A 26,782-nucleotide genomic window follows, 5' to 3' on the forward strand; every position below is an offset into this window, starting at 1 on the left:
GAGGGGAACGCCCCCGGACGCCACGGGAGCAGAGCGGGCTCCCGGCGTGGCGGCCGCACTGTCTCAGGGAACCGGCGCCGGGTATGAGCGGGCCTGGCGCGGTAAGGGGCCGATGCCCACGTTCGCCGAGCGCTCCGCCTCCTTCCACAGGAGAGGGGCATGGCGCAACGCGACGGCAGGCATGCGTCTCAGGGCTTCACCTATGCGTCGCCGCAGACGACACACGTGTCTCCGCAGGAGACCTCTGCGAATTCGCAGGAGGACGCGTACGCACAGGCGGAGACGTACGCGCGCTTCTGGGAGGACCGGCCGGGCGCACGCCGGCGGTCCCGTAACCGGCGGCAGCGGCCACAGAAGCGGCAGCGTTCCCGCGCGGCCGGGGTGGCCGAGGAATGGCTGTTCGGCGAACGCCCACCGGACGAGCCTCTTCCCGGGGGACCGCCCGGATCGGCCTTCGCCGAGCCGCAGCCCGAGCCGCCCGAGCTTCCCCGGCGACGCTCCACGCGGCGGTACGAGCCGCCCGGACGCGACCGGAGCGCACTCGTGCGTCCCCTCAGCGAACGGCGCTCTCCCGAGCAGCATCCCAGCGCGCGGTTCCCGGCGGGCGGCCGGTTCCCCGCGCCCGGGACCCCGGCCGTGGGAGAAGGGGCGCCCCCGGATCTCACCTCCACGTCCCCCGACCTGGCCTACGACCCGCGAGGTCTCCGGGCCGGCCCCCGCGGGCTCGGGGCCGAGGGGCGCCCGCCCGCCCGGACGGGGCGTGAGCGGGCGGACGGGCGCAGGCGGCGCGGCGGTAGGGAGCGGCGCGGCAAGGAGGACGGGCGGACACCGGACCGGCCGAGGCGGCGGGATGACGGCGCCCCGGCGGCGGCGCCGCGTCCGCGGATCAAGCTCGGCCAGACCGACCGGCTGAGCGCGGGCGCGCTGACGCTGTCCATCGTCGTCGGCCTGGCGTTGCTCGCGGTCGTGGAACGCGCCGTCCTGGAGGGCGGCCCCATCGGCACGCCGCAGCAGGCCGGGTCCGCGGGCGCGCTGCCCCCGGCGCGCGACCGGTCGGCCACGCCGCGGCGCGGCGAGTCCCCGGCGCGTCCCGCGCAGAACCCCGGCGCGTCCACGCCGACCGCGCCCGACGTCGAGACGCTGACCGCGCAGATCCGCCGCGTCACCCTGCTGCAGCGCGGCCCGGCGGCCCGGCAGGCGTACGGAGCGGAGCCGGCCGCGCAGCCCGTCGTCGCGACCGTCCGGATGAGCGCCGACCGCACCTGGGCGTTCGGCACCACCGCGATCCCGGTGCCGGACGGCCGCTCGGCGATGCCCGAGGTGGCGTTCTTCGTGGCGCGCTGGTCGCTGGGACGCTGGCAGACCGCGCTGTCGGGCTCCAGCGCGTTCGCCGCCCAGCTCGGCCGGGTGCCCGCCGGGGTGATGTCGGCGGACGAGGCCAGGGTGCTGGCCCGCTTCAGCTCCGTCACCGCCCAGCAGGCCGCCACCGCGACCAACGGGTCCCGCGTCGGCGACCGGCTCATGCTGCCCTGGAAGGTCGGCGAGATCTGGTCGATGGGCACGGCCGCCGAGGGCGGGGCGCAGCCGGGCCGGCCGCTCGGCACGCTGGCGTTCTCCGGCGGGGACGGGCGCGTGCTGGCCGCGGGCGACGGCCGGTTCTACCGCTTCTGCCGCGACGGGGCGGGCAACGCGCTGGTCATGGTGCTGCACGACAGCGGCCTGGCCAGCGCCTACTACCGGATGCGGGGGGTCGCCGCGCTGCGGGACGGCAGCGTGGTACGGCGCGGCGACCTGCTCGGACGCACCGGCACGGCGCGGCCCTGTGGCGGCGCGCCCGCCCCGCGCGCCGAGGTGCAGTTCGGTTTGCGCCGCGGCGCCGAAGGGGTGCCACTGGAGGGCGCGCGGATCGGCGGATGGACGTTCCGCGAGCAGGCCAACCCGCTGCTGGGGTTCGCCCAGCGCGGGCTGATGCAGGTGCTTCCCGGCGGGTTGCTGGCCAACCTCGGGCCGGTGGCCCCCGCCGACGACACCGCGCCTCCGGGCCAGGGCGGCGACGACGCGCCCGGACGCGGCAACGGCAACGGAAAGGGCAACGGCAACGGCAACGGCGGCAACGGTGCCGGGACCGGAGCCGGAAAGGAAAACCCCGCGCCTCCCGCAACACCGGATAGGAGTTCGACCAGTGAAGATCCGCAGTAGCGACGAGCCCGTCCTGCCGTCCTGGGCGCTGTGGGCCATCGCGCTCGCCTCGGTGCTGGTGCTGGTGGGAGCGGCCACCCCGCCGGGCGCCGCCGCGGCCGGCCAGGTGCAGGCGTTCCTGAACTACTACGTGGGCGTGTTCACGCTGCTGACGCTGACCGCCGCCGTGGTCAGCGGCCTGCTGGCCACCGACCGGTTCATCCTGCACATCCGCCACCGCGTGCTGGTCCAGGGCGCGCACCGGGCCGCGTCCCTGCTGTCGGTGACGTGCGTGGTCGCGCACGTCATCGTCAAGGTGCTGGGCGGGCTTGCCGCCCCGGCGCAGATCGTCGTTCCCAGCTTCGGCCCGGTCGGGCTCGGCACCCTCGCCTTCGAGATGATGATCTTCCTCGGGCTGACCGGGCTGCTGCGCGTCCGGTTCGCCTTCCGCGGCGGCGCGCCGTGGCTGTGGCGGTCCATGCACGCGATCGCCTACGTCGCCTGGCCGCTGGCCCTGGTGCACGGGCTCACCGCCGGACGCGCCGCGGCGAACTGGGTGAACCTCAGCTACATCCTGTGCGCGGGCGCGGTCTTCCTGGCCCTGGTCACGCGGCTGTTCACGGCGGGCAAACCACGCGAGATCCGCTACGTCGGCCAGGGCATGACCGACCCGGCCACCGTGGCGCCGCGCACCGTCGTCCAGGCGCCCGGCCTGGCCGACCTGCCGGCCGATCCGCTGGCCGACCCGCTGTCCGCGCCGCAGGGGGGCGCCCGCGGCGGTGAGGTGGTGCGATGACGTCCACCTCCGCGATCACCGTCGGCAACATCGGCGGACCCCGGCTGACGCTCGGCTTCGACCGCTTCGAGCGCCTGGACCTCAACCGGCACCTGGCCGTGCACGGCAAGCTGCACACGCCGGTGCTGGAGGACGTGGTCAAGATGTGCGAGCAGGTCGACCTGCGCGGCCGCGGCGGCGCGGGCTTCCCGTTCGCCCGCAAGATCATGGCGGTGGCGGCGCGGATCCGGTACCCCTCGGCCGACCAGACCGACCTGCTGCCCGGCGAGGAGCGCGACGACCGCCGCGACAGCGAGGACGCGGTGGTCGTGGTCAACGGCGCCGAGGGAGAGCCCGCCAGCTTCAAGGACAAGGTGCTGCTCACCCGGGCCCCGCACCTGGTGCTGGACGGCGCCGAGATCGCCGCCACCGCGCTCGGCACCCGCCGCATCGTGGTGGCCGTGGAGAGCGAGGAGGCCGCCCGTTCGATCCGGGCCGCCATCACCGAGCGGCGCATGCCCGCCCGGGTGGTGCTGCTGGCCGAACGGTTCATCTCCGGGCAGGCCGGCGCGGTCATCAACGCCATCAACGGCGAGCTGCCGGTGCCGCCGACCCGCAAGGTCCGCGCCGCCGAACGCGGCGTCGACGGCTGCCCCACCCTGCTGTCCAACACCGAGACGTTCGCCCAGCTGGCCGTGCTGACGTCGCTGGGCCCCGACCTGTACGCGTCGGCGGGCACCGACGACGAGCCCGGCACGACACTGCTGACCATCGGCGGCACCAAGGTCGTCGAGGCGCCGCTCGGCACCCCGCTGCGGACCGTCCTGGACCACTGCGACGTCCCGCCCGGCCCGGCCGTGCTCGTCGGCGGCTACCACGGCCTGTGGCTGGACCCGCGGAAGGTGAGCATGGCGGTGCTGTCCCGCAAGGGGATGCGCAAGGTCGGCGGGACGGTCGGCGCGGGCATCATCGTGCCCCTCACCCAGGGGACGTGCCCGCTCGGCGAGGTCACCCGCATCGTGTCGTACCTGGCGCGCGACTCGGCGGGGCAGTGCGGCCCGTGCCGCCTGGGCCTGCCGGAGATCGTGCGCACGCTGAACGCGCTGAAGGGCGGGGCCGCCATCCCCGACGACGTGCGGCGCGCCGCCGGGATCGGACGCGGCCGGGGCGCCTGCTCGCACCCCGACGGCACCGCCAAGTTCGTCGTGTCGGCGCTCGACACCTTCGGCGCCGACATCGACCTGCACATGCGCGGCGGCGACTGCGGCATGAAGACGTTCGGCGTGCTGCCGCTGCCCGTGCCCAAGGGCTCCGAAGGCAAGGTCGCCATCGACTGGGGGCGCTGCGACGGGCACGGCCTGTGCGCGTACCTGCTGCCGGAGCTGATCCAGCTCGACCGGTACGGGTTCCCGCAGGTGCTGGGCACCGAGATCCCGTCCTGGATGGAGCGCGACGTGCAGCGCGCCATCGCGATGTGCCCCGCCCTGGCCCTGCGGGTCACCACGGCATGACCGGCGGCGGGCGGCACGGCCGGCGCCGGGCCGCCGCGCCGCCCGCGGCGCCGCCGCGGTGAAAAACGCCTCCGGAAAACGCGCGCCGGGCACCGGCGTGCGCGTTCGAAGCTGCCCGCGAAAAGCCGCGGAGAAAACGCGGAAAAAGGTGATCCGAATGAACCGGGGAACGGTTCCGGCGCGTATTCACCGGCGACCCCCGTCGGGTCGGCCGACGCGATCACGGAAAGGGGAATGATATCGCGTGGGAAAGTCTTATGGAGCGGCGGAGATGCGCGTGCTGCGACGTTTCGGGCGCAGCCAGATGCTTCTGGTCGCGGTCGCGGTCGTCGCGGTGGGGGCGGCGCTGTTCGTGGTGCTCAGCCCCCCGGGCCGGTCGGTGGCCAACGGGGCGTCCGGCGGCTCGCTCACCGGGACCACGACCGAGACCCGGTGGGGTCCGCTGGGCCCTCTCGACCGTGACCTGCTGACCAAGGTCCGCCTGGCCGGGCTGTGGGAGATGCCCGCGGGCCAGATGGCCCAGGAGCGGTCGGGCAGCGCCCGGGTCAAGGAGGTCGGCCAGATGATCGCCGAGCAGCACGCGCAGCTGGACGCCGACACCCGCACCACCGCCCGGCGCCTCGGCGTGATGCTGCCCAGCCAGCCCAACTCCGACCAGCAGGGCTGGCTGCGGGAGATGTCCGGGGCGACCGGCGCCGACTTCGACCGGACGTTCGTGCTGCGGCTGCGCGCCGCGCACGGAAAGGTCTTCCCGGTGATCGCGCAGGTTCGCTCAGAAAGCCGCAACACCGAGGTCCGCGCCTTCGCCGAACGCGCGCTGCGCTATGTGAACACCCATATGACCTTGCTGGAGAGCACGGGTCTGGCCACACAGGAGTCCCTCGTTTCCAAGTAGGTCCCCGACCCCGCTTCCAAGGGAGATCTCTAATGCGCAAGAAGAAAGGCATCGCCGTGGTCGTCCCGGCCGCCCTGCTGGTGGCGGCCTCGGTCGCCCAGCCCGCGGCCTGGGCGGCGCCCGCCGAACCCCTCGCCGCGGCCGCGCCCGGCGACCCCGGAGACGGCCAGGGGAACGGCGACGCCGGAACCGGCGGCGGCCGGCCCCCCGGGCCGCAGGCCCCGGGACAGCAGGCTCCGGGCGGCCAGGCTCCGGGCGGCCAGGACGGCCAGGAGCAAGGTGGGCAGGGCCAGGACGGCCAAGGCCAGGACGGCCAAGGCCAGAACCAAGGCGGCCAGGGCCAGCAGCAGGGCGGCCAGGACCAAGGTCAAGGCCAGAACCAGGGGCAGGGCCAGAACCAGGGGCAGGGCCAGAACCAGGGGCAGGGGCAGCAGCAGGGCGTCGTCCCGGGGCCGAACGCCGACGACTTCGTCCCGATCGCGCAGGCGCCGCGACGCGCCCAGCCCCGTGCCGGACGCAACGGCTCGCGTGGGACGTTCGTGTCGCGCTGCGGAACCAACCAGAACAACCACCACAACCCCGACAACTTCATCGTGGCGCCCGGCGTGCAGAACGGCGCCCAGCACACCCACGACTACGTGGGCAACCTGTCGACCGACGGGCAGTCGACCGACGAGAGCCTGGCCGCGGCGGGCACCACCTGCGCCCGGGGAGACAAGTCCACCTACTTCTGGCCCGTGATGCGCGACCGCGCCCAGCAGGACGACTCTCCGACCGCGGCGCAGAGCACCGCCGACGGCAACCTGGGCAGGATCGTCCGGCCGGCGCAGGCGCGGATGGAGTTCCGCGGCAACGCGCGCAGCAGGGTCGTCGCCATGCCGCGCTTCCTGCGGATCATCACCGGCGACGCCAAGGCGGGCACCAACGGCACCGCCAACGCCCGCGCCCTGTGGACCTGCTCCGGCCAGGAGAACCGCGCGTTCACCGACAAGTACCCGCTGTGCCCCGGCGACAGCCAGGTGACCCGCATCCTGGAGTTCCCCAGCTGCTGGGACGGCCAGAACACCGACAGCGCCAACCACCGCACGCACGTGGTGTTCCCCGACCAGGCCGGCGCCTGCCCGCCCGGCACCCGGGCCATCCCGCAGCTGCGCATGACGCTGCGGTACGACCTGCCCAACCGGGCGGAGGCGTTCGCCGTGGACTCGTTCCCCGAGCAGGCCCACGATCCGGTGACCGACCACGCCGACTTCGCCAACGTCATGCCCGACAACCTGATGCGGACCGTCGTCAACTGCATCAACAGCGGACGCAACTGCTCCTAGCCGGCGTCCGCCCCCGGACGCACGGCCGGTGGGGACAGGTCTTCCGGCGCACCCTCACCGGCCGTGCCCGCGTTGTACGGGCGCGGCGAGGCGCGGCCGGTCCGGGGCGCCGGGGGTGCGGCGGGCGCGCCCGCCTTAGGATCGGCGACATGGACGTTGTGATCGCGGGAGGCCACGGGAAGATCGCACTGCGGCTGGCGCGGCTGCTGGCCGCGCGGGGGGACCGGGTGCGGTCCCTGATCCGCAACCCCGACCACGCCGGCGACGTGCAGGCCGCGGGCGCCGAACCCGTCGTGTGCGACCTGGAGCACGCGGGCGCGGCGGAGGTCGCCCGCCGCGCCGACGGCGCCGACGCGGTCGTGTTCGCCGCCGGGGCCGGGCCGGGCAGCGGCGCCGCCCGCAAGGACACCGTCGACCGGGCCGCCTCGGTCCTGATGGCCGACGCCGCCGAGCGCATGGGGATCCGCCGGTTCGTCCAGATCTCCTCGATGGGGGCGGGGCAGCCGCCGCGTCCGGGCACCGACGAGGTCTGGGCCGCCTACGTCAGGGCCAAGGGGGAGGCCGAGGACGACCTGCGCGCCCGCGACCTGGACTGGGTGATCCTGCGTCCAGGACGGCTCACCGACGACCCCGGCACCGGCCGCGTCACCCTGGCCGAGCCGCCCGTCGGCCGCGGCGACGTCACCCGCGACGACGTCGCCGCCGTGATCGTGGCGCTGCTGGACGCCCCGTCCGTCAACCACCGCACCCTGGAGCTGGTGGGCGGCGACGTCCCCGTCGCCGAAGCCGTCGCCGCCTTGTGACAGCGGGCGGAAGAGACTTGTGGGAGCGCTCCCACGCGCTCCATGATGGGGCCGTGAGCCCTACACCCGTCATCCGGCCCTACCGCCCCGGCGACCGCGACGCCGTCTACGACGTCTGCGTGCGCACCGCCCACGAGGGAGGGGATTCGCGGCACGTCTACCCCGACCTCGAACTGATGCCGAGCATCTTCGCCGGCCCGTACGTGCACCTCGAACCGGAGCTGGCCTTCGTGCTGGACGACGGCGAACGCGCGGTCGGCTACATCGTCGGCACGGCCGACACCGCCGCGTTCGTCAAGGAGTACCGGGCCTCGTGGCTGCCGACGCTGGTGGAGCGCTACCCCGCCCCCAGCGGGCCGCCGGTGACGCCCAGCGACGCCATGATCGAGCTGATGCACGACCCCGAGCGCATGCTGGTGCCCGGACTGGAGGCCTATCCGGCCCACCTGCACATCGACCTGCTGCCCGATCACCAGCGGCAGGGGCACGGCCGCGCCCTGATGCGCGCCTTCCTGGACGCGCTGCGACGCCGGAACGTCCCGGCCGTCCACCTGGGGATGGTCACGGCCAACACCGCGGCCCGCGCCTTCTACGACCGGCTCGGATTCCACGAGATCCCGATCGCCGACCCGGGGCCGCTGACCTACCTCGGCCGCGGCACCGGCTGAGCGACCGGATCAGCCGCCGTAGAGGGCGTCGATCTCCTGGGCGAAGTCCTTCATCACGGCGTGGCGGCGGACCTTGAGGCTGGGCGTCATGTGCCCGGCCTCCTCGGTGAAGTCGACGCCGAGGATGCGGTACTTCTTGATCGCCTCGGCGTGCGAGACGGCCTTGTTGGCCTCGGCGACCGCCGCGTCGATCTCGGCGATCACGTCGGGGTCGCGGCGCAGCTCGTCCAGCGTCATGCCCGCGGGCTTGCCGTGCCGCTCCTTCCAGGGGCCGAGCGCCTCCTCGTCCAGCGTGATCAGCGCGCTGATGAACTTGCGGCCGTCGCCGACCACCAGGCACTGGCTGACCAGCGGATGCGCGCGCAGCCGGTCCTCCAGCGGGGCGGGCGCGACGTTCTTGCCCGCCGCGGTCACCAGGATCTCCTTCTTGCGGCCGGTGATGCGCAGGAAGCCGTCGTCGTCGAGCGCGCCCAGGTCGCCGGTGTGGAACCAGCCGTCGTCCAGGGCCTCCTTGGTGGCGGCCTCGTTGTTCCAGTAGCCGTGCAGGATGTTGACGCCCTTGACCAGCACCTCGCCGTCGTCGGCGATGCGGACCGTGACGCCGGGGATCGGCTGCCCGACCGTGCCGACGCGCAACGCGGTGGGCCGGTTGACCGTCGCGGGCGCGGTGGTCTCGGTCAGGCCGTAGCCCTCCAGGATGGTGATGCCCACCCCGCGGAAGAAGTGGCCGAGCCGTTCGCCGAGGGCGGCGCCGCCGGACACGGCGTACTGCACCCTGCCGCCGACGGCCGCCCGCAGCTTGCCGTACACCAGCACGTCGAACACCTTGTGCCGCAGCCGCAGGCCCAGCCCGGGCGCGCCGCCGTCCTGCAGCGCCCGGCTGTAGGCGATGGCGGTGTCGGCGGCCGCCTTGAAGATCTTCCCCTTGCCCTCGGCGATGGCCTTCTGCTCGGCGCCGTTGTAGACCTTCTCGAACACGCGCGGCACGGCCAGCAGGAACGTCGGCTGGAACGAGGCCAGGTCGGGCAGCAGGCCCGCGATGTCGCTGTGCCCGAGGACGATCCCGCCCTCGATGGTGGCGACCTGGATCAGCCGGGCGAACACGTGCGCCAGCGGCAGGAACAGCAGCGTCGAGCTGCCGGCCACGGTGATCTCGGAGATCGCGCCCTGCACGGCGTTGCGCGCGGTCAGCACCAGGTTGCCGTGGGTCAGCTCGCAGCCCTTGGGACGGCCGGTGGTGCCGGAGGTGTAGACGAGGGTGGCCACGTCGTCGGACGTGCGGGACCGGCGGCGCTCCTCGACCACCGCGTCGTCGACGTCCTCGCCCAGCGCGGCCACGGCGTCGACGCCGCCGTCGTCGATCACCCAGACGTGCGAGAGGCCCGGGAGCCGGTCCCGGACCTCCTCGATCGTCGCGCGGTGGGCGTCGGTCTCGGCGAACACGCAGACGGCGCCCGAGTCGCCGACGATCCACTCGACCTGTTCGGCGGAGGACGTCTCGTAGATCGGCACGGTCACCGCGCCCGCCGCCCAGACGGCGTAGTCGATCAGCGTCCACTCGTAGCGGGTGCGCGACATCAGCGCCACCCGGTCGCCGGGCTCCACGCCCGCCGCCACCAGGCCCTTGGCGAGCCGGGTCACCTCGTCGGCGAACTCCCGGGCGGTGACCGCGCGCCAGGACGCGCCGTCCCTGCGCCGGAGCATGATCTGGCCGGGCCGCTCGGCGGCCCGGGAGAACGGTGCGTCGGTCAGGTTGGTGGAGCCGGGGACCTCCACCATCGCGGGGACGCTGAACTCGCGCACGGCCACTCCTCGGTCGAACTGTGCGGGTGCGTTGGTGCGGATCGATCCGCTCGGATCGAAGGTGTTCGCGGGTCGGAATTCTGCGGGTCGGCGGGCACGACGGTACAGGCTTGACCGACCCAAAGGATACCCGCGAGTAGGAAAACGCCCGTCGAGGCGCACGTCACCCTTCGTTCGAGGTGCCGTAAGCGCGGCGCCGGGTCCGGCGGGGCCGTGGTTAACAGACCGGCAAAGGCCGCGCCGCACGCCGTTCGCGCGCATCTTCGCTCGCCTACGCTGACCAGGTGAGACGCGACCGCACGCAAGCCGGGACGGGGGCGGGGCGATGGCGCTGCTCGAAGTGATCGCACTGACCGCGGCCGACGCGCGCGCCGCGCAGGAGGGCGGCGCCGACCGCGTCGAGATGGTGGCCGACATGGCCGCCGACGGCCTGACCCCCGATCCTCACGTCGTGGCCGAGGCGCGGCGCGCCACGACCCTGCCGATGCGGGTGATGCTGCGCGCCAACGCCGGGTTCGGCACCACCGGACGCGAGCTGTCGCGGCTGGTGGAGACCGCGCGGCGGCTGCGCGACTGCGGCGCCGACGGCTTCGTGCTGGGGTTCCTCGACCCGTTCGGCCACCTCGACCTGGGAGCGACCGGCAAGCTGGCGGCGGCCGCGGGCCCGCTGCCCTGGACGTTCCACCGCGCGATCGACCACGCCGCCGACCCGGCCGCGGCCTGGCGGACGCTGCGGGAGGCGCACGGCGGGCCGGACACGGTGCTGACCGCGGGCTCGCCCCGCGGCGTGGACGCCGGGCTGGACGTGCTGGTGCGGCGGGCCGCCGAGGGCCCGGACGCCGCGTCCCTGATCATGGCGGGCGGCGGGCTGCGCCGCCGGCACGTCGCCCCGCTGGCCGCCGCGGGCGTCACCGCCTTCCACGTGGGCACCGCGGTGCGGCCCGACGGGTCCTGGGACCGTCCCGTCGACCCCGGCCTGGTCGCCGAGTGGCGCGCCCTGGTGTCCGCGGCGCGCCCCCGGGACGCGTGATCCGGGAGAGCATGATCCCGTCTCGCGCGCGGACGGCGGCGCCTCTAAAGTCGGCTCATGCGGATCCACGTGGTGAGCGACGTCCACGGCCGCGCGGACGCCCTCAGACGCGCGGGGGACGGCGCGGACGCGCTCATCTGCCTCGGCGATCTGATCCTGTTCATCGACTACTCCGACCACGCGCAGGGCATCTTCGCGGAGCTGTTCGGCCGGCGCAACGCCGACCACCTCATCGCGCTGCGCACGCAGAAGCGCTTCGACGAGGCGCGGGCGTTCTCCCGGACGATGTGGGACTCCCTGGACGGCGGCGCCTGGCCGCACATCGAACGCGCCGTCCGCAGGCAGTACGCCGAGCTGTTCGCGGCCATGCCGACGCCCGCCTACCTCACCTACGGCAACGTCGACCTGCCGCACATGTGGGCCGAGTACGCGCGCGACGGGCACCGGGTGCTGGACGGGGAGACCGTGGAGATCGGCGGGCTGCGGTTCGGGTTCGTCGGGGGCGGGCTGCGCACCGAGTACCGCACCCCCTACGAGCTGGACGACGACGCCTACGCCGCCAAGGTCGCCGCGGTGGGGCAGGTGGACGTGCTGTGCTGCCACATCCCCCCGGCGGTGCCGGAGCTGCTGTACGACACCGTGGCCCGCCGGTTCGAACGCGGCAGCGAGGCCGTCCTCGAGCTGATCAGGGACACCCAGCCGCGCTACGTTCTGTTCGGGCACGTTCACCAGCCGCTCGCGCGGCGCATCCGCGTGGGCCGCACCGAGTGCGTCAACGTCGGTCACTTCCGGGCCAGCGGGGTGCCCTACGCGCTGTCGGTGTGACGGATACTTTCGGTGGACCCGCGGGCGGGGGCCCCGCGGCTGACGAGGCGGAGGAAGACAGCGATGGCGGACCGGACGAGTTCTTCCATCACGATCAAGGCCGACCGGGCCGAGGTCATGGCGGTGATCGCCGATCTGGAGTCCTATCCGCGCTGGGCGAGCGGCATCCGCGAGTTCACGGTGCAGGAGACCGGGCCGGACGGGCGGGCGAGCCTGGCCCGGCTGACCTTCGACGGCGGCCCGTTCAGCGACACCGTCGGCCTGTCCTACCGGTGGGAGGGCGACGAGCGGGTGCGCTGGGAGCTGGTGGAGCAGGGCGGCGTGGTCACCGGGCTGCACGGCTCGTACCTGCTCACCGAGGAGGACGGCGGCACCGAGGTCACCTACGAACTGGCCGTCGACGTGCGGGTACCGATGATCGGCATGGTGCGGCGCAAGGCCGAGAAGCGGATCATCGACTCGGCGCTCAAGGGCCTCAAGCGGCACGTGGAGGGCTGACCCGGAGGCGCATCGCCGTCCCGGACGGGACGGCGATGCGTTCACGTCCGGCGACCGTGGAAAATGTCAGTCATGAACGAGCAGCCAGGCGACGTCCTCGACGAGGCGGTGCGGCTCTTCGACGCGCTGCGCAGGCGGGTCGGCGGGTTCGGTGACGTGTTCGGCGGCGCGCCCCGCGACGACCGCCGCGACGTCCGCCCCGATCACAGCGACCACGGCGACGACAGCGGTGACGGCGGGGACGTGTGGGCCCGCGCCACCGCCGAGGCGCGGGAGGAGGAGCGGCACGCGCCGCACCGGCCCCCGCGGATCGCCACCGGCGCTCCGGAGTGCCAGGATTGCCCGGTCTGCCGCGCCATCGCGCTGGCCCGCGAATCCGGCCCGGACGTGGCCGAGCACGTGCGGGAGGCGGGCCGCTCCCTGATGGCCGCGGCGCTGGACGTGCTGGCGGCGTTCGAACGCACCCGCGGCGGGCGGACGGGCCCGGACGCCCGCGGGTCGGGGCGCGGCGCCGCCGCGGACCCCATCGACATCGGCTAGGGCGCGGACGGGCTCCCCGTCCGGGGCGCCGCGAGGAGGAGGAAGGGTAGATGGCCCTGACCATCGGCGTGGATGTGGGCGGGACGAAGGTCGCCGCCGGGGTGGTCGACGACGGGGGGCGGATCCTGGAGAAGGTGCGGCGACCCACCCCCTCCACCGACCCCAAGGAGATCGCCGACGTCATCGCCGAGGTCGTCGACCTGCTGAAGGGCAAGTTCGAGGACGTCCGGGCGGTGGGCCTCGGCACGGCGGGCTTCGTCGACGAGACCCGCTCGACCGTGCTGTTCGCGCCGAACCTGGCCTGGCGCGACGAGCCCATCAAGGACAAGGTCGAGAACCTGGTCGGGCTGCCGGTGGTGGTGGAGAACGACGGCAACGCCACCGCCTGGGGCGAGGCCCGGTACGGCGCCGGGCGCGGGCACGACTTCATCGTCCTGATCACGCTGGGCACCGGCATCGGCGGCGGCATCATCTTCAACGGCGAGCTGTACCGGGGCCGCTTCGGTATCGGCGCCGAGGTCGGGCACTTCCGGGTGGTGCCGGACGGGCGCCGCTGCGGCTGCGGCAACCGCGGCTGCTGGGAGCAGTACGCCAGCGGCAACGCGCTGGTGCACGAGGCCCGCGAGCTGGCCCGGGTCGCCCCGGCGATGGCCGGGCGGCTGCTGGAGCTCGGCGAGGGCAGCCCGGAGGGCATCAGCGGCCCGGAGATCACCCAGGCGGCGCGGGAGGGCGACAAGGCGGCGCTGGAGTGCTTCCGCACCGTCGCCAGGTGGGCGGGTCAGGGCCTGGCCGACCTGTCCGCCATCCTCGACCCGGGTGCGTTCATCATCGGCGGCGGCCTGTCGGACGCGGGCGACCTGCTGCTGGACCCGACCCGGGAGGCGTTCCAGAACGCGCTGACCGGGCGCGGCCACCGCCCGCTGCCCGACATCCGCATCGCCGAGCTGGGGTCGGCGGCGGGCATCGTCGGCGCCGCCGACCTCGCCCGTACCGACCCCCTGTGAGCGTCGGAACGGTCCGGATCCTCAGCTACAACATTCGCTCGCTGCGCGACGACCCCGCCGCCGTGACGCGGGTCGTGCGCGCCCTGGAGCCGGACGCGGCGTGCCTGCAGGAGGTGCCGCGGTTCTGGGGGTGGCGAGGCAAGCGGCGGCGCCTGGCCCGCGGCTGCGGGCTGACCGTCGCGGCGGGGCGGCGTCCCGCCGGCCTGGCGGTGCTGGCCGGGCCCCGCGCGCGGGTCGTGCGCGGGGAGCACCACCTGCTGTCGCCCGTGCCGGGCCTGCACCGGCGCGGGCTGGCGGTGGCGGTGCTGGAGGTCGGGTCCGGCGGGCGGCTCATCGCCGCCAGCACGCATCTGGACCTGGCGGACGAGCCGCGCCGCGTGCACACGGCCGAGGTGCTGACGCTGCTGGAACGTGCCCGGCGACGCTACGACGCGCCCGTGGTGCTGGCCGGCGACATCAACGAGGAGCCCGGCGGCGCGTCCTGGAACCTGCTCACCGGCGCGTTCCAGGACGCCTACGCCGCCGCGCCCAAGGGGGAGGAGCTCACCTTCTCGGCGCGCTCGCCCCGCAGGCGCATCGACGGCGTGTTCACCGACCCGGGCGTCGAGGTCGTGTCGTGCGGCGTCCCGGACGACCCGGCGGTCACCGCCGACTACGCCGCGGCCACCGACCACCGCCCCGTCCTCGCCGAACTACGCCTCGTCTGAACCCGCCGCCGCGACCACCGCCGCGACGGCGGCCGCGGGGGGCCTTTCAGACAACGGCGCCGTCGTCGGGGTCGCGGGGCTCGTCGCCCATGCGCAGCACCAGGGTCACGAACCCGCCGATGAACGCCGCCACCGCCAGGAACGCCGCCCAGCCGGGCACCTGCCAGTCCATCACCACCGTGACCAGCAGGTAGAGCGGGCCGCCGACCAGCGCCGCCCAGGCGCCCTTGGTGAGCGGGTCGGGGTTGGGCAGCGGCGGCGGGGGCGGCGGGACGAAGTGCCCCTCGTCGTCGGGGTTCGGGGCGGCGGAACCGCCGGCCGCCGGTTCGGTCACGTCCGCGGCCTTGATCACGCGGGCGCGCGGCAGCCGTCCGGTGCGGTCGTCGCCCTCGCCCGGCTCGGCGGGCGGGCCGGCGCGCTCGTCGCGGATGTCCTCCTGCTCGGGCCAGGGGGTCGTGCCGTCCTCGGGACCGGTGTCGAAGCCCGCGACGATCTCGGCCCAGATGGCGTCCTCGTCGCGTTCGGCGGTCGTGCCCGGGCGGGCGTCGCCGGTGGCGGTCGGCGTGCCGCCGCCCGCCCCGCCCTTGCCCGCGGCGCCCGGCGCCGCGCCGGGGGACGGGTCGTCGGGTTCACGGCCGTCGCCGCCGTCGCCGCGGGCGCCCGCGTCCCGCAGCCGGGTCAGGTGCGCCTGCAGCACGGTCTCGGCGGTCGGCTTCATGTCGACGTCCACGTACAGCCGGTCGAGCACGTCCCGGCCGAGCCGGCCGTCCAGGTCGGCGGGCTCGGCCGCGGGCTCGCCGGGCGGGGCCGCCGAGGCCGCGTACGCCGCCACGCCGGCCTCCCGCAGCGCCGTCAGCATCGCGTCGGCCAGATGCGGGGCCAGATCGACCAGCGGAGCGTAGGCGTCCGCTGACAGTCCATTGCCACGGCGATTCACGGGGCAGGCTCCTTGGACTCCGGCGTGACCGACGGCACCGGCATACGGCCTCCGCTCCCCCAGTGACGAGTGTCCGGCGGCACCGCCCGCGGGGGTGGCGGCGCGTCCGGACGCCTTGAAACGTGTGTCCCACGGTATTCGCTGCGCCGCGCCGGACAAGCCCCCGGGCGGGATTTCCTCGGCCGAGACTACGCGCCGCCACGAGGATCCGGGCAGGCGGTGACGGTGTGGGCAGCCCTCGCGGGGAATGGGAAGATGTCGCATCATCCCCGGTCGGTCGGACCGGTGCGCCCGCGCGGCGGCGCACCCGTCCCGGAGGAAGGTGGCGGCATGCTCTGGTTCTGGATCCTGCTGAGGATCGTGCTCTCGCCCATCCTGTACCTGGTGTGGCGGCCGAGGAACTCGGGCATGCGCAACGTCCCCAAGCGCGGCCCCGCGCTGCTGGTGTCCAACCACCTGTCGTTCGCCGACCACTTCTTCGGCCCGCTGCCGCTGATGCGTCCCATCTACTTCATCGGCAAGCGCGAGTACTTCACCGGCAAGGGCGTCAAGGGCCTGATCAGTAAGGGCTTCTTCACCGGCGTCGGGGTGGTGCCGGTGGACCGCACCGGCGGCAGCGCCGCCGAGGAGGCCCTGCAGACGGGGCTGCGCATCCTGCGCGAGGGCAAGCTGCTCGGCATCTACCCCGAGGGCACCCGGGCTCCCGACAACCGGCTCTACAAGGGCAAGACGGGCGTGGCGCGGCTGGCGCTGCAGGCCCGGGTGCCGGTGATCCCCATGGCGATGATCAACACGTTCGAGCTGATGCCGTCCGGCCAGCCGTACCCGCGGCTGGGCGTGCGCCCGGGCGTGCGGTTCGGCGAGCCGCTGGACCTGTCGCGCTACTACGGCGGCGAGGACGACCCGAAGGTGCTGCGCAAGGTCACCGACGAGATCATGCAGGCGATCCGGGAGCTGTCCGGGCAGGAGTACGTCGACCGGTACGCCGCCGAGGTCAAGGCGGAGATGGCCGGGAAGACGCCGCGTCCCGAAGACGACGACGAGTGACGAGCGGTGCGGAGCGACGCGCGGTGACGGGCCGGCGCGCCGTGGACCTGGAGGTCGCGCTGTGGCGCGCGGTCGCCGTCTACCGGGCGCTGGCGCTGGCCTACGCCGCGACGCTGATCGCCATGAACTCGGGCGGCTACGCGCGTCCGCTGGGCGGCTGGGCGGTGCTGGCGGTGATGGCCGCCTGGACGGCGTGGGCCACGTTCGCCTTCGCCGACCCCCGGCGCCGCGGCTGGCCGCTTCTGGCCGCCGACCTGGCGGTGGCGATGGGATGCCTGCTGGCGACCGTGTGGGTGGAGAGCCCCGAGGGCATCGCCGCGGGCCGTCCCACCCTCCCGGTCTCGTGGGTCGCGGCGGCGGTGCTGTCGTGGGCCGTGCGGGGCGGCAAGCGGCTGGGGCTGACCGCGGCCGTCGCGCTCGGCGTCGGCGACCTGCTGATCCACGTGCTGGCCGGGACGGCCGGCGGGCTCGGCGACCGGACGTTCAACGGCATCGTGCTGCTGCTCATGGCCGGGCTCGTCGTCGGGCACGTGGTGAAGCTGGCCCGCGACGCCGAGGCGCGGCTGGCCCGCGCGGTGGAGATGGAGGCCGCCACGCGCGAGCGGGAACGGCTCGCCCGCCGCATCCACGACTCGGTGCTGCAGGTCCTGGCGATGGTCAAGCGCCGCGGCGGCGAGCTCGGCGGGGAGGCCGCCGAGCTGGGACGGCTGGCCGGCGAGCAGGAGGCCGCCCTGCGCGCGCTGATCGGCGTCTCCCCGCCCGCGGCCGAGACCGGGCACCGGGGCGAGCAGACGGATCTGCGCCCGCTGCTGACCGCGCACTCGGCGGCGTCGGTCACCGTGTCCACCCCGGCCACGCCCGTGCCGCTGGCCGCGCACGCCGCGCACGAGATCGAGGCGGCCGTCGCGGCGGCGCTGGACAACGTCCGCCGGCACGGCGGCGACGGCGTGCGCGCCTGGGTCCTGGTGGAGGACGGCGACGACGAGGTGACCGTGAGCGTCCGCGACGACGGCCCCGGCATCCCCGAGGGACGGCTGGAGCGGGCCGCCGCCGACGGCCGTCTCGGCGTCGCCCAGTCCATCCGCGGACGCGTGCGCGACCTGGGCGGCACCGTCGCCATCGTCACCGCGCCCGGCGAGGGCACCGAGATCGAGATGACCGTTCCCCGCGCCCCGGACCGGCGGCCCCGGCCGTAGGGTGGCCTGCGTGAGCGACGTTCCCCCTGCCGTTCCCCCCGCCGTTCCCTCCGGCGACGGCGCCGACGCCCCCCGGCCGCTGCGGGTGATGGTCGTCGACGACCACCCGATGTGGCGCGACGCGGTCGCCCGCGACCTCGCCGAGGCCGGTCACGACGTGGTCGCCACGGCGGGGGAGGGCCGCACCGCGGTGCGCGTCGCCGCCGCGGCCCGCCCGGACGTGGCGGTGGTCGACCTGCAGCTGCCCGACATCAGCGGCGTCGAGGTGACCCGGCACCTGGCCGCCGCCGACCCGCCCGTCCGGGTCCTGGTGCTGTCGGCCAGCGGCGAGCAGCAGGACGTGCTGGAGGCGGTCAAGGCCGGGGCCACCGGCTACCTGCTGAAGTCCGCCGCGCGCGAGGAGTTCCTGGACGCGGTGCGCCGCACCGGCGACGGCGACGCGGTGTTCACCCCCGGCCTGGCCGGGCTGGTGCTGGGCGAGTACCGCCGCCTGGCGTCCGCGGCCCGGCGCGCCGACGACGGCGCGCCCCGGCTGACCGAACGCGAGACCGAGGTGCTGCGGCTGGTCGCCAAGGGGCTGACGTACAAGCAGATCGCCCAGCGGCTCGTCCTGTCGCACCGCACGGTGCAGAACCACGTCCAGAACACCCTGGGCAAGCTGCAACTGCACAACCGCGTGGAGCTGGTCCGCTACGCCATCGAGAAGGGGCTGGACCAGGACGACTGACATCCGCGGCGAAACGGCACGCGAATGTGTCCCGTGACCCGAAACCGAATCGCTCTTTGCCGCATCAATAGAGGCAGAGGTTCCCAGGGGCGTGGCCCCGGGGGCGAGGGGAGGGTGACGTGCCCTTGACTGCGGCAGGCGACACGTGGGGGATTTCCGGGCCGGTCTTCCTGTGGGGGATGTACCTGCCCGCCACGGTCGTGGTGTTCATCATCGTCGTGTGCGTTCGCTCGATGCTGGCGAGGGGCCGCGAACCGGAGCGCGACCCGCACCCCTACGAGGTGGCGTATCTGGTCGAGGGCCGCTCGCGCGCGGCGACGGCGGCGCTGGCCAGGCTGCACGCCGAGGGCGCGATCGCGGTGACCGAGGAGGGCAGGCTGCGGATCGCCGGTCCTCCGGTCGACGGCACGCCGCTCGACGACGCCGTGTACGAGACGGTCCAGGGCAAGGACGGCGTGCAGCGCTGGAGGAGCCTGCCGTACGAGCCGCGGGTGTCCGCCGCCGTCGACGCGCTGGCCGACGGGCTCGTCCGGGACGGCCTGCTGCTCGGGCGCCGCGAGCGGCGGCTGCGCAGGGCGGCGGTGCTGCCGCTGGTCCTGCTGTGGGGGCTCGGTGTGGTGAGGCTGGCGCAGGGGATGGCCGACGGCAAGCCGTTCCTGTTCCTGCTGTTCACGCTGAGCGTGCTCGGCGTCCTCATCGTCGTGCTGCTGTCCGCCGCGCGCAACCGGCTGACCCGGACGGGGGCCGGGGCGCGCGCGGTGACCGAGGCGTCCGCGCGTCACGCGCACCTGCACCCGGCCCAGTCCCCGGCCTGGGACACCTACGGCTCCATGGCCGCGGCCTACGGCGTAGCGATCTTCGGCCCGGTGCTGCTGGTGGGCATGGCCCCCGGGTTCCTGGAGGCCGCCACCGCCGAGGAGATCGTCCGGAGCAGCGGCACGAGCGCCGCCGCGGGCGGTGGCGGCGGTGGCAGCGGCTGTAGCGGGGGCAGCAGCAGCTGTGGAGGCGGCAGCAGCTGCGGTGGAGGCGGCTGCGGCGGCGGCTGCGGAGGATGCGGGGGATGAGCACCGCCCTGACCACGCTGGGCGTCGGCATCGGCTGGCGGCCCGAGATCACCGCGTTCGTCCGGGAGCTTCCCGGGCTGCGTTTCACCGAAGTGATCGCCGAGGGCGTCCACCCGGCGCATCCGCCCCGTGACCTGCTCGACCTGCGCGAGCGCGGCGTGGCCGTCGTCCCGCACGGGGTGAAGCTGTCGCTCGGCGGCGCCGAGCCCGTCGCGCCCGAACGCGTCGCGCACCTGGCCGCGTGCGCCGAGGCCCTCGGGTCCCCGCTGGTCAGCGAGCACGTGGCGTTCGTGCGCGCGGGCGGCATCGAGGCGGGCCACCTGCTGCCGGTGCCGCGCACCCGCGCCGCACTGGACGCCCTCACCGCCAACATCCGGCGCACCCGCGCCGAACTGCCCGTGCCGCTGGCCGTCGAGCCGATCGCCGCGCTGTTCGACTGGCCGGACGCCGAGTACGACGAGGGCGCCTTCCTCACCGAGCTGGTGGAGCGCACCGGCGTCCTGCTGCTGCTCGACGTCGCCAACGTCTACGCCAACGCCCGCAACCGCGGCGAGGACCCCGTCGCGCTGTTCGATCGGCTGCCCCTCGAACGCGTCGCGTACTGCCACGTCGCGGGCGGCGCCGAGCACGACGGCCGCTACCACGACACCCACACCGCGCCGGTGCCCGGCGAGGTCGTCGACCTGGTGGCCGAGCTGTGCGCCCGGCACCGCCCGCCCGGCCTGCTGCTGGAACGCGACGGCCGCTACCCGCCGGCCGCCGAGCTGCGCGCCGAGCTGGACGCGATCGCCGACGCCGCCGGGATGGAGCGCGTCACGTGACCCGTCAGGCCGAACCCGCCGGCCACCCAGAGCCCGCCGAGCCCGCCGGTCACCCCGGAGGGGCCGGGGACTTCGATCCGGCGCTGGCGGCGGCCCAGGAGGCTCTGGTGCGCGCCATGACCGCCGGCGCGCCCGTCCCCGGCGGCTTCGACGCCGCCGCCGTCCGCGCCGCCGCCGATGGAATCCTGCGCAAACGGGCGGGGGAAGTGGCGCGGGTGTGGCCGATCCTGGCAGCCTCGTACGGGACGGACTGGCCGCGCGTGTTCGCCGCGTGGGCGGCCGGGCGTCCCACCCGGGGCTCGGTCCGCGACGCGTGGGACTTCGCCCTCGCCCACCGCGCCGAGCTGCCGCCGGAGGCGGCCCTCGACCTGGCCCTCGCCGAGGCCCGCTGGGCCTACGACGGGCAGGGCGAGCCGAGGCGCCGCCGGGCCGCCGTGCGGCGCGTCCCCGGAGGCGTCGCGGTGCAGCTCCTGGGGCGGGTGAGGGTGCTGGGCAGAGGTACGCGCCGGTGATCCGGCGAACCGCCCACGCGGCTCCGCCGAACGGCTATGGTCTAGACCAATGACGCCGTCCGCCGGCGCGCCCCGGCGCGCCGGTCGGCTCCTGTGCGACCGTGCGGACGACTAGGCTGACCAGTGAAGAAGTCGAGGGAGGGCCCATCATGGCAGGAGAGGGAGAGGGCATGCGCGTCGGAGTGCTGACCGGCGGTGGCGACTGCCCCGGGCTGAACGCCGTCATCCGCGCGGTGGTGCGCAAGGGCGTCCAGAACTTCGGCTATGAGTTCGTGGGCTTCCGGGCGGGCTGGCGCGGTCCGCTCGAGGGCGACACGGTGGCCCTCGACGTGCAGGCGGTGCGCGGGATCCTGCCGCGCGGCGGCACCATCCTGGGCTCCTCGCGGACCAACCCGATCAAGGTCGAGGGCGGCATCGAGCGGATCAAGGACAACCTGGCCGGGCTGGGCGTGGACGCCCTGATCGCCATCGGCGGCGAGGACACCCTGGGCGTGGCGCGCGAGCTGTACGCCAACGGCGTCAACGTGGTCGGCGTGCCCAAGACCATCGACAACGACCTGAACGCCACCGACTACACCTTCGGGTTCGACACCGCGGTCAACATCGCGATGGAGGCCATCGACCGGCTGCACACCACCGCCGAGAGCCACCACCGCGCGCTGATCTGCGAGGTCATGGGCCGGCACGCGGGCTGGATCGCCCTGCACGCCGGAATGGCCGCGGGCGCCAACGTCATCCTCATCCCCGAGCGGCCCTTCGACATCGACAAGGTCGTCGAGTACGTCGAGAGCCGGTTCAAGACCCGCTACGCCCCGATCATCGTGGTCGCCGAGGGCGCCCACCCGATCGACGGGCAGATGCAGCTGCAGACCGGCGAGCTCGACGCGTTCGGGCACGTCCGGCTCGGCGGCATCGGCCAGCGGCTCGCCGACGAGATCGAGAAGCGCACCGGCAAGGAGGCGCGCTGCACCGTGCTCGGCCACATCCAGCGCGGCGGCACGCCCTCGGCGTTCGACCGGGTCCTGGCCACCCGGTTCGGCCTGCAGGCCATCGACGCCGTCCGCGACGGCGACTTCGGCAAGATGGTCGGGCTGCGCGGCACCGAGATCGTCCGGGTCGGGCTGGACGAGGCGACCAAGGAGCTCAAGACCGTCCCGCTGGAGCGCTACCAGGAGGCCGAGGTCTTCTTCGGCTGAGCCGCGACGAAGGTTCGTCCGCCATCCGCGCGTGGAGCGTCCCCGGCGGCTCGCTTCACGCGCGGCTGGCGCGCTCGCCCGGGGCCGGTCTCCCGGCCCGAAAACGGCGGGACGGGCCCGGGAACAGCTTTACGAGTCGCGGCGTTGGGGCGTGTGGGCCACACTAGAAATCTGCCCATTTCTGGACTTTCGCAGGAAGGATCCCGCATGCCCACGCTCGACGCCGCGACCGCGTCCGTCACCGGGCACCCGCCGGTCGACGGCGAGCCGTGCGTGCTGCTCAAACTCGGCGAGGTCGTGCTCAAGGGCAAGAACCGCGAGCGGTTCGAACGGCGGCTGGCCGAGAACGTGCGGGCGGCCGTGCGCGGCATGGCGCCCCGGGTGGAGATCATCCGCCGCCACGGGGTGATGGTGGTGCGCGCGCCCGGCTCCGACGAGGCCGCCGTCGAGCGGCTCGCCGCGCGCATCACCGACGTGATGGGCATCGTGTGGGCGCACCGCGCCTGGGCGGTCGGCAAGGACCCGGCCAGCGTGGAGAGCGCCGCGCTGGCGCTGATGGCCGGGCGCACCGGCAGCTTCGCGGTGCGCTCGCGCCGCCGCGACAAGCGCTTCCCGATGACCTCCACCGAGCTGGACCGCGCCATCGGCGCCGCGATCGTCGAGGCCTACGGGCTGCCGGTGCGGCTGTCGAACCCCGACCACACGCTGTCGATCGAGGTCGACCGGGACGAGGTGTTCGTGTTCACCGGCGGGCTGCCCGGCCAGGGCGGGCTGCCGGTCGGCATGAGCGGCCGCGCCCTGGTGCTGCTGTCGGGCGGCATCGACTCGCCCGTGGCCGCCTACCGGATGATGCGCCGCGGCCTGCGCGTGGACTTCCTGCACTACTCCGGCATGCCGTTCACCGGCCCGGAGTCGATCTACAAGGCGTACGCGCTGGTGCGCGAGCTCGACCGCTTCCAGGGCGGTTCGCGGCTGCTGGTGGTGCCGTTCGGCAAGGCCCAACAGCAGATCAAGTCCTCGGGCGCCGACCGGCTGGCGGTCGTGGCGCAGCGCCGGGTCATGCTGCGCACCGCCGAGCTGGTCGCCCGCGGCCTGGGCGGCGCCGCGCTGGTCACCGGGGACGCCCTCGGCCAGGTCAGCAGCCAGACCCTGGCCAACATCACCGCCCTGGACGACGCGGTGGAGCTGCCGATCCTGCGGCCGCTGATCGGCATGGACAAGACCGAGATCATGGACCAGGCCCGCCGCATCCGCACCCTGTCGATCTCCGAGCTGCCCGACGAGGACTGCTGCACCGTGCTGGCCCCGCGCCGCGCCGAGACCCGCGCCCGCATCGAGGACCTGCGGATGCTGGAGAAGCGCCTGGACGTCGGCGAGCTGGCCGAGCGCCTCGCCGAGTCCGTCCAGGAGCACCGGCCCGTCTACACCGAAGCGGCCGGCTGACCGTCCCGCGGTCGGCGCGGCGCTAGCACCGCGGGCCGTCGGAGCCCATCAGGGCCAGGCGTTCGATGCGGACGATCCGGAACCGGCGGCCCGCGACCGTGATGCCGTTGCGGCGGGTGCCGTCGGCCATCAGCTCGGCGGCCTCGGCGTACTCGGCCAGATGGCCCGCGTCCGGGCGTTCCACCGCCGGGACGATGTGCCGGAAGTAGACGGCCAGCGCCTCGCGCGCCTGCCGCGGCGCGTCGTGCAGACGGCCCACCGGGCGCCAGCGGCCGCCCGTCCGCTCGGCCACGGTGAACGCCGGGGCCAGCGGCAGCGGCGTCAGGAACGGCTCGGGCGGCCGGGTGCCCGCGCGCGCCGCCGCGTCCAGCAGCTGCCACAGCAGCTCGGCCGTGGCGATGTCGGGCGTGGCCCAGCCGTCGGGCAGGAAGTCGTGGGCGCGGCCCGCCGGGCCGCGCGGGTGCTCGCGGCCCGGGTCGAGGTCGAGATCGGTGGGACGGGGCGGCTCGGGACCGTCCGGCCCGTTGCGCACCAGCTGCTCGATCCGCACCACGCGGAACCGCAGGCCGCCCGCCCGCACCTCGTCGCGCGGCGGCCCGGCGCACAGGTCCCGTGCCGCCGCGCGCAACGCCGCGCCGCGCTCGCCGCCGGCGAACGCGGCGCGGTCGTCGAGATGGTCGGCCAGCAGCTCCAGGGCGCCCTGCGGCAGCGGATCGCACGCGCAGACGACCTGCCAGCCGCCGGGGACCCGTTCGGCGGCGGTGAACAGGGCGCCCACCGCGACCGGCTCGGGGTAGGCGGCGATGGACCGGCACGCGTCGGCCAGCATCACGGCGGCGACCGGATCGACGCCGTCCAGGTCCTCGGGGAACAGCCGTCCGGCGGCGTCGCCCTCGCCCGTCGTCATGCCGGTCATCATCCTCGCCCGGGCCCGTCCTGGCGAGTGGTTCAGACCAATTTGTTACCTTCGCGCAGGGAACACCAACGTCACCAGGCTGACGGCGAGCAGGCCGAGCCCGGCCAGCGCGACGCCGCCGAGGTGCTCGCCGAGCAGCACGAGGCCGATGACGGCGGCCACGGCGGGCTCGGCCAGGCTCAGGGTGGTGGCGGTCGCGCCCGGCGTGGTGCGCAGCCCGCGCGCGAACAGCACGTACGACACCGTCGTGCCGACCACGCCCAGGTAGCAGGCCACCGCCGCGCCCCGGACGTCCAGCAGCCACCCGGGTGAGCCCGCCAGCAGCACCGGCAGCAGCAGCACCGCCGCCCCGCCGAAGATGGAACCCATCACCACCTGGTCGTCCGCGCCGCGTTCGATCAGGCGCGCGGCCACCATCGTGTACGCGGCGTAGGTGAACCCGCAGAACAGCGCGAGCGCCACCCCGCCCGGGTCGACCCCGGACGTCTCGCCCCCGCTCATCAGCAGGGCGCAGCCGGCGACGGCGCCCGCCGTGGTCGCCAGCCAGCGGCGGCCCAGGCCCCGCCGGGTCAGCAGGCCCGCGAAGGCGGGCGCGCTGCCCAGCGACACCACGGTCGCGATCGCCACGCCCGTGAGGGCGACAGAGGCGAGGTAGGTGACCTGGTAGACGGCCCCGCAGACGGCGCCGACCGCCAGCGGGACCCAGGCCCGGCGGCCCTGCCGCAGCAGGCCCCGCAGGGCAGTGCGGCGGGAGGTGAACACCACCAGGGCGAACAGCAGCGCGCCGCCCAGGACGATGCGGGCCGAGGCCACCGAGACCGGCGACGCCGAGTGCGGCGCCAAGGTGAAGACCGGCCCGGCGGTGCCCCACAGGACGGCGGCCAGCAGGATGTCGGAGGCGCCGGAGCGGCGGCCGTCGCGGCGCGCCGCGACGCGCGAGAGCGCGCGCGGTGAATCAGGACGTACGGACAACAGAGACTCGCTCCTGAACTCGAATCGGACGAGATGATCCGGGTCCGGGGCGCAGCCGGACGCGCCGCCGCCGGGCCGCGGTCACGCGGCGGGCGGCACGCGTCGCCGGGCCGGGCGCGTCTGCGCCGGGCCGGGCGGAGGAAAAGAAGAGGAAAAGGTCGCCGCACCCCGGTCAGGAGCGGGGCGGCCCAAGGTTCGCCGTCCAGTACGCCATGGCCGCGACACTACCATCCGGCGCGGGCCGCGCGATCATCGAGGTGACCGCGCGGCCCGCGAGCGGTCCGCGTCCTTCTCTCGTCCGTCTCGCGTCGATCTCTGCGTCCGGCCTGGGGAGGCGTCAGGCCGGGACGGGCTCGTCGGCGGACTCGGTGAGCCTGCGGCCGACCAGCGGCGGCAGCTCGCGCACGACGCGGGCCAGCTCGCGCAGGTCGCCGTCCACCAGCGCCTGCGGGCCGTCGCACAGCGCGGTCTCCGGGTGCGGGTGCACGTCGATGATCACACCGTCCGCGCCGACCGCGATGGCCGCGCGGGTCAGCGGCAGCACCAGGTCGCGGCTGCCGCCCGAGTGGGACGGGTCGACGATCACCGGCAGGTGGCCCAGGCGCTGCGCCACCGGCACCGCGGAGATGTCCAGGGTGTTGCGGGTCGCCTTCTCGAAGGTGCGGATGCCCCGCTCACAGAGGACGATGTCGAGGTTGCCGCGCTGGGCGATGTACTCGGCGGCCATCAGCCACTCCTCGATGGTGCCGCTCATCCCCCGCTTGAGCAGCACCGGCATGCCCGACTCGCCGGCGGCCTGCAGCAGCGCGAAGTTCTGCGCGTTGCGGGTGCCGATCTGCAGCATGTCGGCGTATCCGGCGATCAGCTCCACGTCGTGGGCGTCGACGACCTCGGTGACGATCGGCATGCCCGTCTCGGCCCGCACGTCCGCCAGGATCTTCAGCCCGGCCTCGCCGAGGCCCTGGAAGGCGTACGGCGAGGTGCGCGGCTTGAACGCGCCGCCGCGCAGCAGGGTGGCGCCCGCCGCGCGCGCCATCTGCGCCGCCTGCAGGGTCTGCTCCGGCGTCTCCACCGCGCACGGGCCCGCGATCAGCGTCATCGTGCCCGGCCCGATCGGCACGCCGCCGACCCGCACGACCGAACGCTCGGCGTGGTTCTCCCTGCTGACCAGCTTGTACGGGGCCGAGATGCGGATCACGTCGCTGACGCCGCCCATGCCGCGCAGGTTCAGCGACGCGAACTGCTGGACGTCCCCGACCAGCCCGATGATGGTGCGCTCGACGCCCCGGCTGACGAACGCCTCGCCTCCCGCCGTCTCGACCAGCGAGACGACGGCCTGGATATCCGATTCGGTGGCCTCCTGGGCCATGACGACGACCATGCTGTGCC

The 26,782-nt window shown here is 74.7% G+C and carries 26 protein-coding genes; 21 read left to right on the forward strand and 5 right to left on the reverse strand.

The window, feature by feature from the left end; translation table 11 throughout:
• Positions 1 to 159 precede the first annotated feature (159 nt).
• The 7 genes from ABD811_RS32120 (at position 160) to ABD811_RS32150 (ending at position 8,155) form a co-directional block, all read left to right on the forward strand.
• Positions 160 to 2,199 (forward strand): hypothetical protein, encoded by a 2,040-nt coding sequence (locus tag ABD811_RS32120; protein ID WP_344955287.1) that lies wholly within the window; start codon positions 160 to 162, stop codon positions 2,197 to 2,199.
• Entirely contained in the window at positions 2,183 to 2,974 is a 792-nt protein-coding gene (locus ABD811_RS32125) for a hypothetical protein (protein WP_344955289.1), read from the forward strand. The genes ABD811_RS32120 and ABD811_RS32125 overlap by 17 nt, the downstream gene beginning before the upstream one ends.
• Positions 2,971 to 4,464, forward strand: coding sequence for a ferredoxin (locus ABD811_RS32130; RefSeq protein ID WP_344955291.1), 1,494 nt, complete (start codon positions 2,971 to 2,973; stop codon positions 4,462 to 4,464). Before ABD811_RS32125 ends, ABD811_RS32130 begins: the two co-directional genes overlap by 4 nt.
• Before the next feature lie 244 nt (positions 4,465 to 4,708).
• Positions 4,709 to 5,359, forward strand: coding sequence for a DUF4142 domain-containing protein (locus tag ABD811_RS32135; RefSeq protein WP_344955293.1), 651 nt, complete (start codon positions 4,709 to 4,711; stop codon positions 5,357 to 5,359).
• A gap of 32 nt (positions 5,360 to 5,391) precedes the next feature.
• The gene (locus ABD811_RS32140) at positions 5,392 to 6,684 is read left to right on the forward strand and encodes a DUF1996 domain-containing protein (protein WP_344955295.1); all 1,293 of its coding nucleotides are present in this window, start codon (positions 5,392 to 5,394) and stop codon (positions 6,682 to 6,684) included.
• Positions 6,685 to 6,833: 149 nt separating this feature from the next.
• On the forward strand, positions 6,834 to 7,487 hold the full coding sequence (locus ABD811_RS32145) for an SDR family oxidoreductase (protein WP_344955297.1): 654 nt from the start codon (positions 6,834 to 6,836) through the stop codon (positions 7,485 to 7,487).
• 53 nt (positions 7,488 to 7,540) lie between these two features.
• Positions 7,541 to 8,155, forward strand: a complete 615-nt coding sequence (locus ABD811_RS32150; RefSeq protein ID WP_344955299.1) for a GNAT family N-acetyltransferase — start codon at positions 7,541 to 7,543, stop codon at positions 8,153 to 8,155.
• Positions 8,156 to 8,164: 9 nt separating this feature from the next.
• Here the strand turns inward: ABD811_RS32150 and ABD811_RS32155 are convergent, their stop codons facing one another.
• Entirely contained in the window at positions 8,165 to 9,958 is a 1,794-nt protein-coding gene (locus ABD811_RS32155; protein ID WP_344955301.1) for an AMP-dependent synthetase/ligase, read from the reverse strand.
• 325 nt (positions 9,959 to 10,283) lie between these two features.
• Here ABD811_RS32155 and ABD811_RS32160 point away from each other — a divergent pair, with 325 nt between their 5' ends.
• From ABD811_RS32160 to ABD811_RS32185, 6 genes are all read left to right on the forward strand, one after another.
• Entirely contained in the window at positions 10,284 to 10,988 is a 705-nt protein-coding gene (locus tag ABD811_RS32160) for a copper homeostasis protein CutC (protein ID WP_344955303.1), read from the forward strand.
• A 57-nt stretch (positions 10,989 to 11,045) separates the two neighbouring features.
• Positions 11,046 to 11,813, forward strand: coding sequence for a metallophosphoesterase family protein (locus ABD811_RS32165; RefSeq protein ID WP_344955305.1), 768 nt, complete (start codon positions 11,046 to 11,048; stop codon positions 11,811 to 11,813).
• 63 nt (positions 11,814 to 11,876) lie between these two features.
• Entirely contained in the window at positions 11,877 to 12,311 is a 435-nt protein-coding gene (locus tag ABD811_RS32170; RefSeq protein ID WP_344955307.1) for an SRPBCC family protein, read from the forward strand.
• Positions 12,312 to 12,383: 72 nt separating this feature from the next.
• On the forward strand, positions 12,384 to 12,851 hold the full coding sequence (locus ABD811_RS32175) for a hypothetical protein (protein ID WP_344955309.1): 468 nt from the start codon (positions 12,384 to 12,386) through the stop codon (positions 12,849 to 12,851).
• Between the two features lie 50 nt (positions 12,852 to 12,901).
• A complete protein-coding gene (locus ABD811_RS32180) occupies positions 12,902 to 13,855 on the forward strand; it encodes an ROK family glucokinase (protein WP_344955311.1) in 954 nt (317 codons plus the stop codon).
• Positions 13,852 to 14,562: an endonuclease/exonuclease/phosphatase family protein gene (locus ABD811_RS32185; RefSeq protein ID WP_344955313.1), complete on the forward strand. Its 711-nt coding sequence runs from the start codon at positions 13,852 to 13,854 to the stop codon at positions 14,560 to 14,562. The genes ABD811_RS32180 and ABD811_RS32185 overlap by 4 nt, the downstream gene beginning before the upstream one ends.
• Positions 14,563 to 14,608: 46 nt before the next feature.
• On the opposite strand, the gene ABD811_RS32190 is transcribed toward ABD811_RS32185, so the two are convergent.
• The gene (locus ABD811_RS32190; protein ID WP_344955315.1) at positions 14,609 to 15,499 is read right to left on the reverse strand and encodes a hypothetical protein; all 891 of its coding nucleotides are present in this window, start codon (positions 15,497 to 15,499) and stop codon (positions 14,609 to 14,611) included.
• Positions 15,500 to 15,829: 330 nt separating this feature from the next.
• Between ABD811_RS32190 and ABD811_RS32195 the strand changes: the two genes are divergently transcribed.
• From ABD811_RS32195 to thiI, 8 genes are all read left to right on the forward strand, one after another.
• Entirely contained in the window at positions 15,830 to 16,546 is a 717-nt protein-coding gene (locus tag ABD811_RS32195) for a lysophospholipid acyltransferase family protein (RefSeq protein ID WP_344955317.1), read from the forward strand.
• 23 nt (positions 16,547 to 16,569) lie between these two features.
• Positions 16,570 to 17,742, forward strand: a complete 1,173-nt coding sequence (macS, locus tag ABD811_RS32200; RefSeq protein WP_344955319.1) for a MacS family sensor histidine kinase — start codon at positions 16,570 to 16,572, stop codon at positions 17,740 to 17,742.
• A gap of 88 nt (positions 17,743 to 17,830) precedes the next feature.
• Positions 17,831 to 18,469, forward strand: a complete 639-nt coding sequence (locus ABD811_RS32205) for a response regulator (protein WP_344955553.1) — start codon at positions 17,831 to 17,833, stop codon at positions 18,467 to 18,469.
• A gap of 119 nt (positions 18,470 to 18,588) precedes the next feature.
• Positions 18,589 to 19,533, forward strand: a complete 945-nt coding sequence (locus ABD811_RS32210) for a TIGR04222 domain-containing membrane protein (protein ID WP_344955321.1) — start codon at positions 18,589 to 18,591, stop codon at positions 19,531 to 19,533.
• Positions 19,530 to 20,354: an MbnB/TglH/ChrH family RiPP precursor modification enzyme gene (locus ABD811_RS32215; protein ID WP_344955323.1), complete on the forward strand. Its 825-nt coding sequence runs from the start codon at positions 19,530 to 19,532 to the stop codon at positions 20,352 to 20,354. The genes ABD811_RS32210 and ABD811_RS32215 overlap by 4 nt, the downstream gene beginning before the upstream one ends.
• On the forward strand, positions 20,351 to 20,866 hold the full coding sequence (locus ABD811_RS32220) for an SCO6045 C-terminal-like domain-containing protein (RefSeq protein ID WP_344955325.1): 516 nt from the start codon (positions 20,351 to 20,353) through the stop codon (positions 20,864 to 20,866). The genes ABD811_RS32215 and ABD811_RS32220 overlap by 4 nt, the downstream gene beginning before the upstream one ends.
• 170 nt (positions 20,867 to 21,036) lie before the next feature.
• On the forward strand, positions 21,037 to 22,062 hold the full coding sequence (locus tag ABD811_RS32225; protein ID WP_344955555.1) for a 6-phosphofructokinase: 1,026 nt from the start codon (positions 21,037 to 21,039) through the stop codon (positions 22,060 to 22,062).
• Between the two features lie 207 nt (positions 22,063 to 22,269).
• Positions 22,270 to 23,505, forward strand: coding sequence for a tRNA uracil 4-sulfurtransferase ThiI (gene thiI / locus ABD811_RS32230; protein WP_344955327.1), 1,236 nt, complete (start codon positions 22,270 to 22,272; stop codon positions 23,503 to 23,505).
• A 22-nt stretch (positions 23,506 to 23,527) separates the two neighbouring features.
• On the opposite strand, the gene ABD811_RS32235 is transcribed toward thiI, so the two are convergent.
• From ABD811_RS32235 to aroF, 3 genes are all read right to left on the reverse strand, one after another.
• Positions 23,528 to 24,412 carry a DUF5954 family protein gene (locus ABD811_RS32235; RefSeq protein ID WP_344955329.1) on the reverse strand — a complete coding sequence of 295 codons (885 nt, stop codon included), beginning with the start codon at positions 24,410 to 24,412 and terminating at the stop codon, positions 23,528 to 23,530.
• A 54-nt stretch (positions 24,413 to 24,466) separates the two neighbouring features.
• Entirely contained in the window at positions 24,467 to 25,393 is a 927-nt protein-coding gene (locus ABD811_RS32240; RefSeq protein ID WP_344955330.1) for a DMT family transporter, read from the reverse strand.
• Positions 25,394 to 25,730: 337 nt separating this feature from the next.
• Positions 25,731 to 26,774 carry a 3-deoxy-7-phosphoheptulonate synthase gene (gene aroF, locus ABD811_RS32245; protein ID WP_344955332.1) on the reverse strand — a complete coding sequence of 348 codons (1,044 nt, stop codon included), beginning with the start codon at positions 26,772 to 26,774 and terminating at the stop codon, positions 25,731 to 25,733.
• Positions 26,775 to 26,782: the final 8 nt, after the last annotated feature.

The sequence above is a fragment of the Actinomadura miaoliensis genome, assembly GCF_039536785.1.
Classification (GTDB): domain Bacteria; phylum Actinomycetota; class Actinomycetes; order Streptosporangiales; family Streptosporangiaceae; genus Spirillospora; species Spirillospora miaoliensis.

What these genes read in the sequence shown, in the direction of transcription:
- ABD811_RS32120 (WP_344955287.1), top strand. Translation starts at nt 160, where the DNA reads ATGGCGCAACGCGACGGCAGGCATGCGTCTCAGGGCTTCACCTATGCG.
- ABD811_RS32130 (WP_344955291.1), top strand. Translation starts at nt 2,971, where the DNA reads ATGACGTCCACCTCCGCGATCACCGTCGGCAACATCGGCGGACCCCGG.
- ABD811_RS32140 (WP_344955295.1), top strand. Translation starts at nt 5,392, where the DNA reads ATGCGCAAGAAGAAAGGCATCGCCGTGGTCGTCCCGGCCGCCCTGCTG.
- ABD811_RS32145 (WP_344955297.1), top strand. Translation starts at nt 6,834, where the DNA reads ATGGACGTTGTGATCGCGGGAGGCCACGGGAAGATCGCACTGCGGCTG.
- ABD811_RS32160 (WP_344955303.1), top strand. Translation starts at nt 10,284, where the DNA reads ATGGCGCTGCTCGAAGTGATCGCACTGACCGCGGCCGACGCGCGCGCC.
- ABD811_RS32165 (WP_344955305.1), top strand. Translation starts at nt 11,046, where the DNA reads ATGCGGATCCACGTGGTGAGCGACGTCCACGGCCGCGCGGACGCCCTC.
- ABD811_RS32170 (WP_344955307.1), top strand. Translation starts at nt 11,877, where the DNA reads ATGGCGGACCGGACGAGTTCTTCCATCACGATCAAGGCCGACCGGGCC.
- ABD811_RS32175 (WP_344955309.1), top strand. Translation starts at nt 12,384, where the DNA reads ATGAACGAGCAGCCAGGCGACGTCCTCGACGAGGCGGTGCGGCTCTTC.
- ABD811_RS32180 (WP_344955311.1), top strand. Translation starts at nt 12,902, where the DNA reads ATGGCCCTGACCATCGGCGTGGATGTGGGCGGGACGAAGGTCGCCGCC.
- ABD811_RS32195 (WP_344955317.1), top strand. Translation starts at nt 15,830, where the DNA reads ATGCTCTGGTTCTGGATCCTGCTGAGGATCGTGCTCTCGCCCATCCTG.
- ABD811_RS32205 (WP_344955553.1), top strand. Translation starts at nt 17,831, where the DNA reads ATGGTCGTCGACGACCACCCGATGTGGCGCGACGCGGTCGCCCGCGAC.
- ABD811_RS32215 (WP_344955323.1), top strand. Translation starts at nt 19,530, where the DNA reads ATGAGCACCGCCCTGACCACGCTGGGCGTCGGCATCGGCTGGCGGCCC.
- ABD811_RS32225 (WP_344955555.1), top strand. Translation starts at nt 21,037, where the DNA reads ATGCGCGTCGGAGTGCTGACCGGCGGTGGCGACTGCCCCGGGCTGAAC.
- thiI (WP_344955327.1), top strand. Translation starts at nt 22,270, where the DNA reads ATGCCCACGCTCGACGCCGCGACCGCGTCCGTCACCGGGCACCCGCCG.
- ABD811_RS32235 (WP_344955329.1), bottom strand. Translation starts at nt 24,412, where the DNA reads ATGACGACGGGCGAGGGCGACGCCGCCGGACGGCTGTTCCCCGAGGAC.
- aroF (WP_344955332.1), bottom strand. Translation starts at nt 26,774, where the DNA reads ATGGTCGTCGTCATGGCCCAGGAGGCCACCGAATCGGATATCCAGGCC.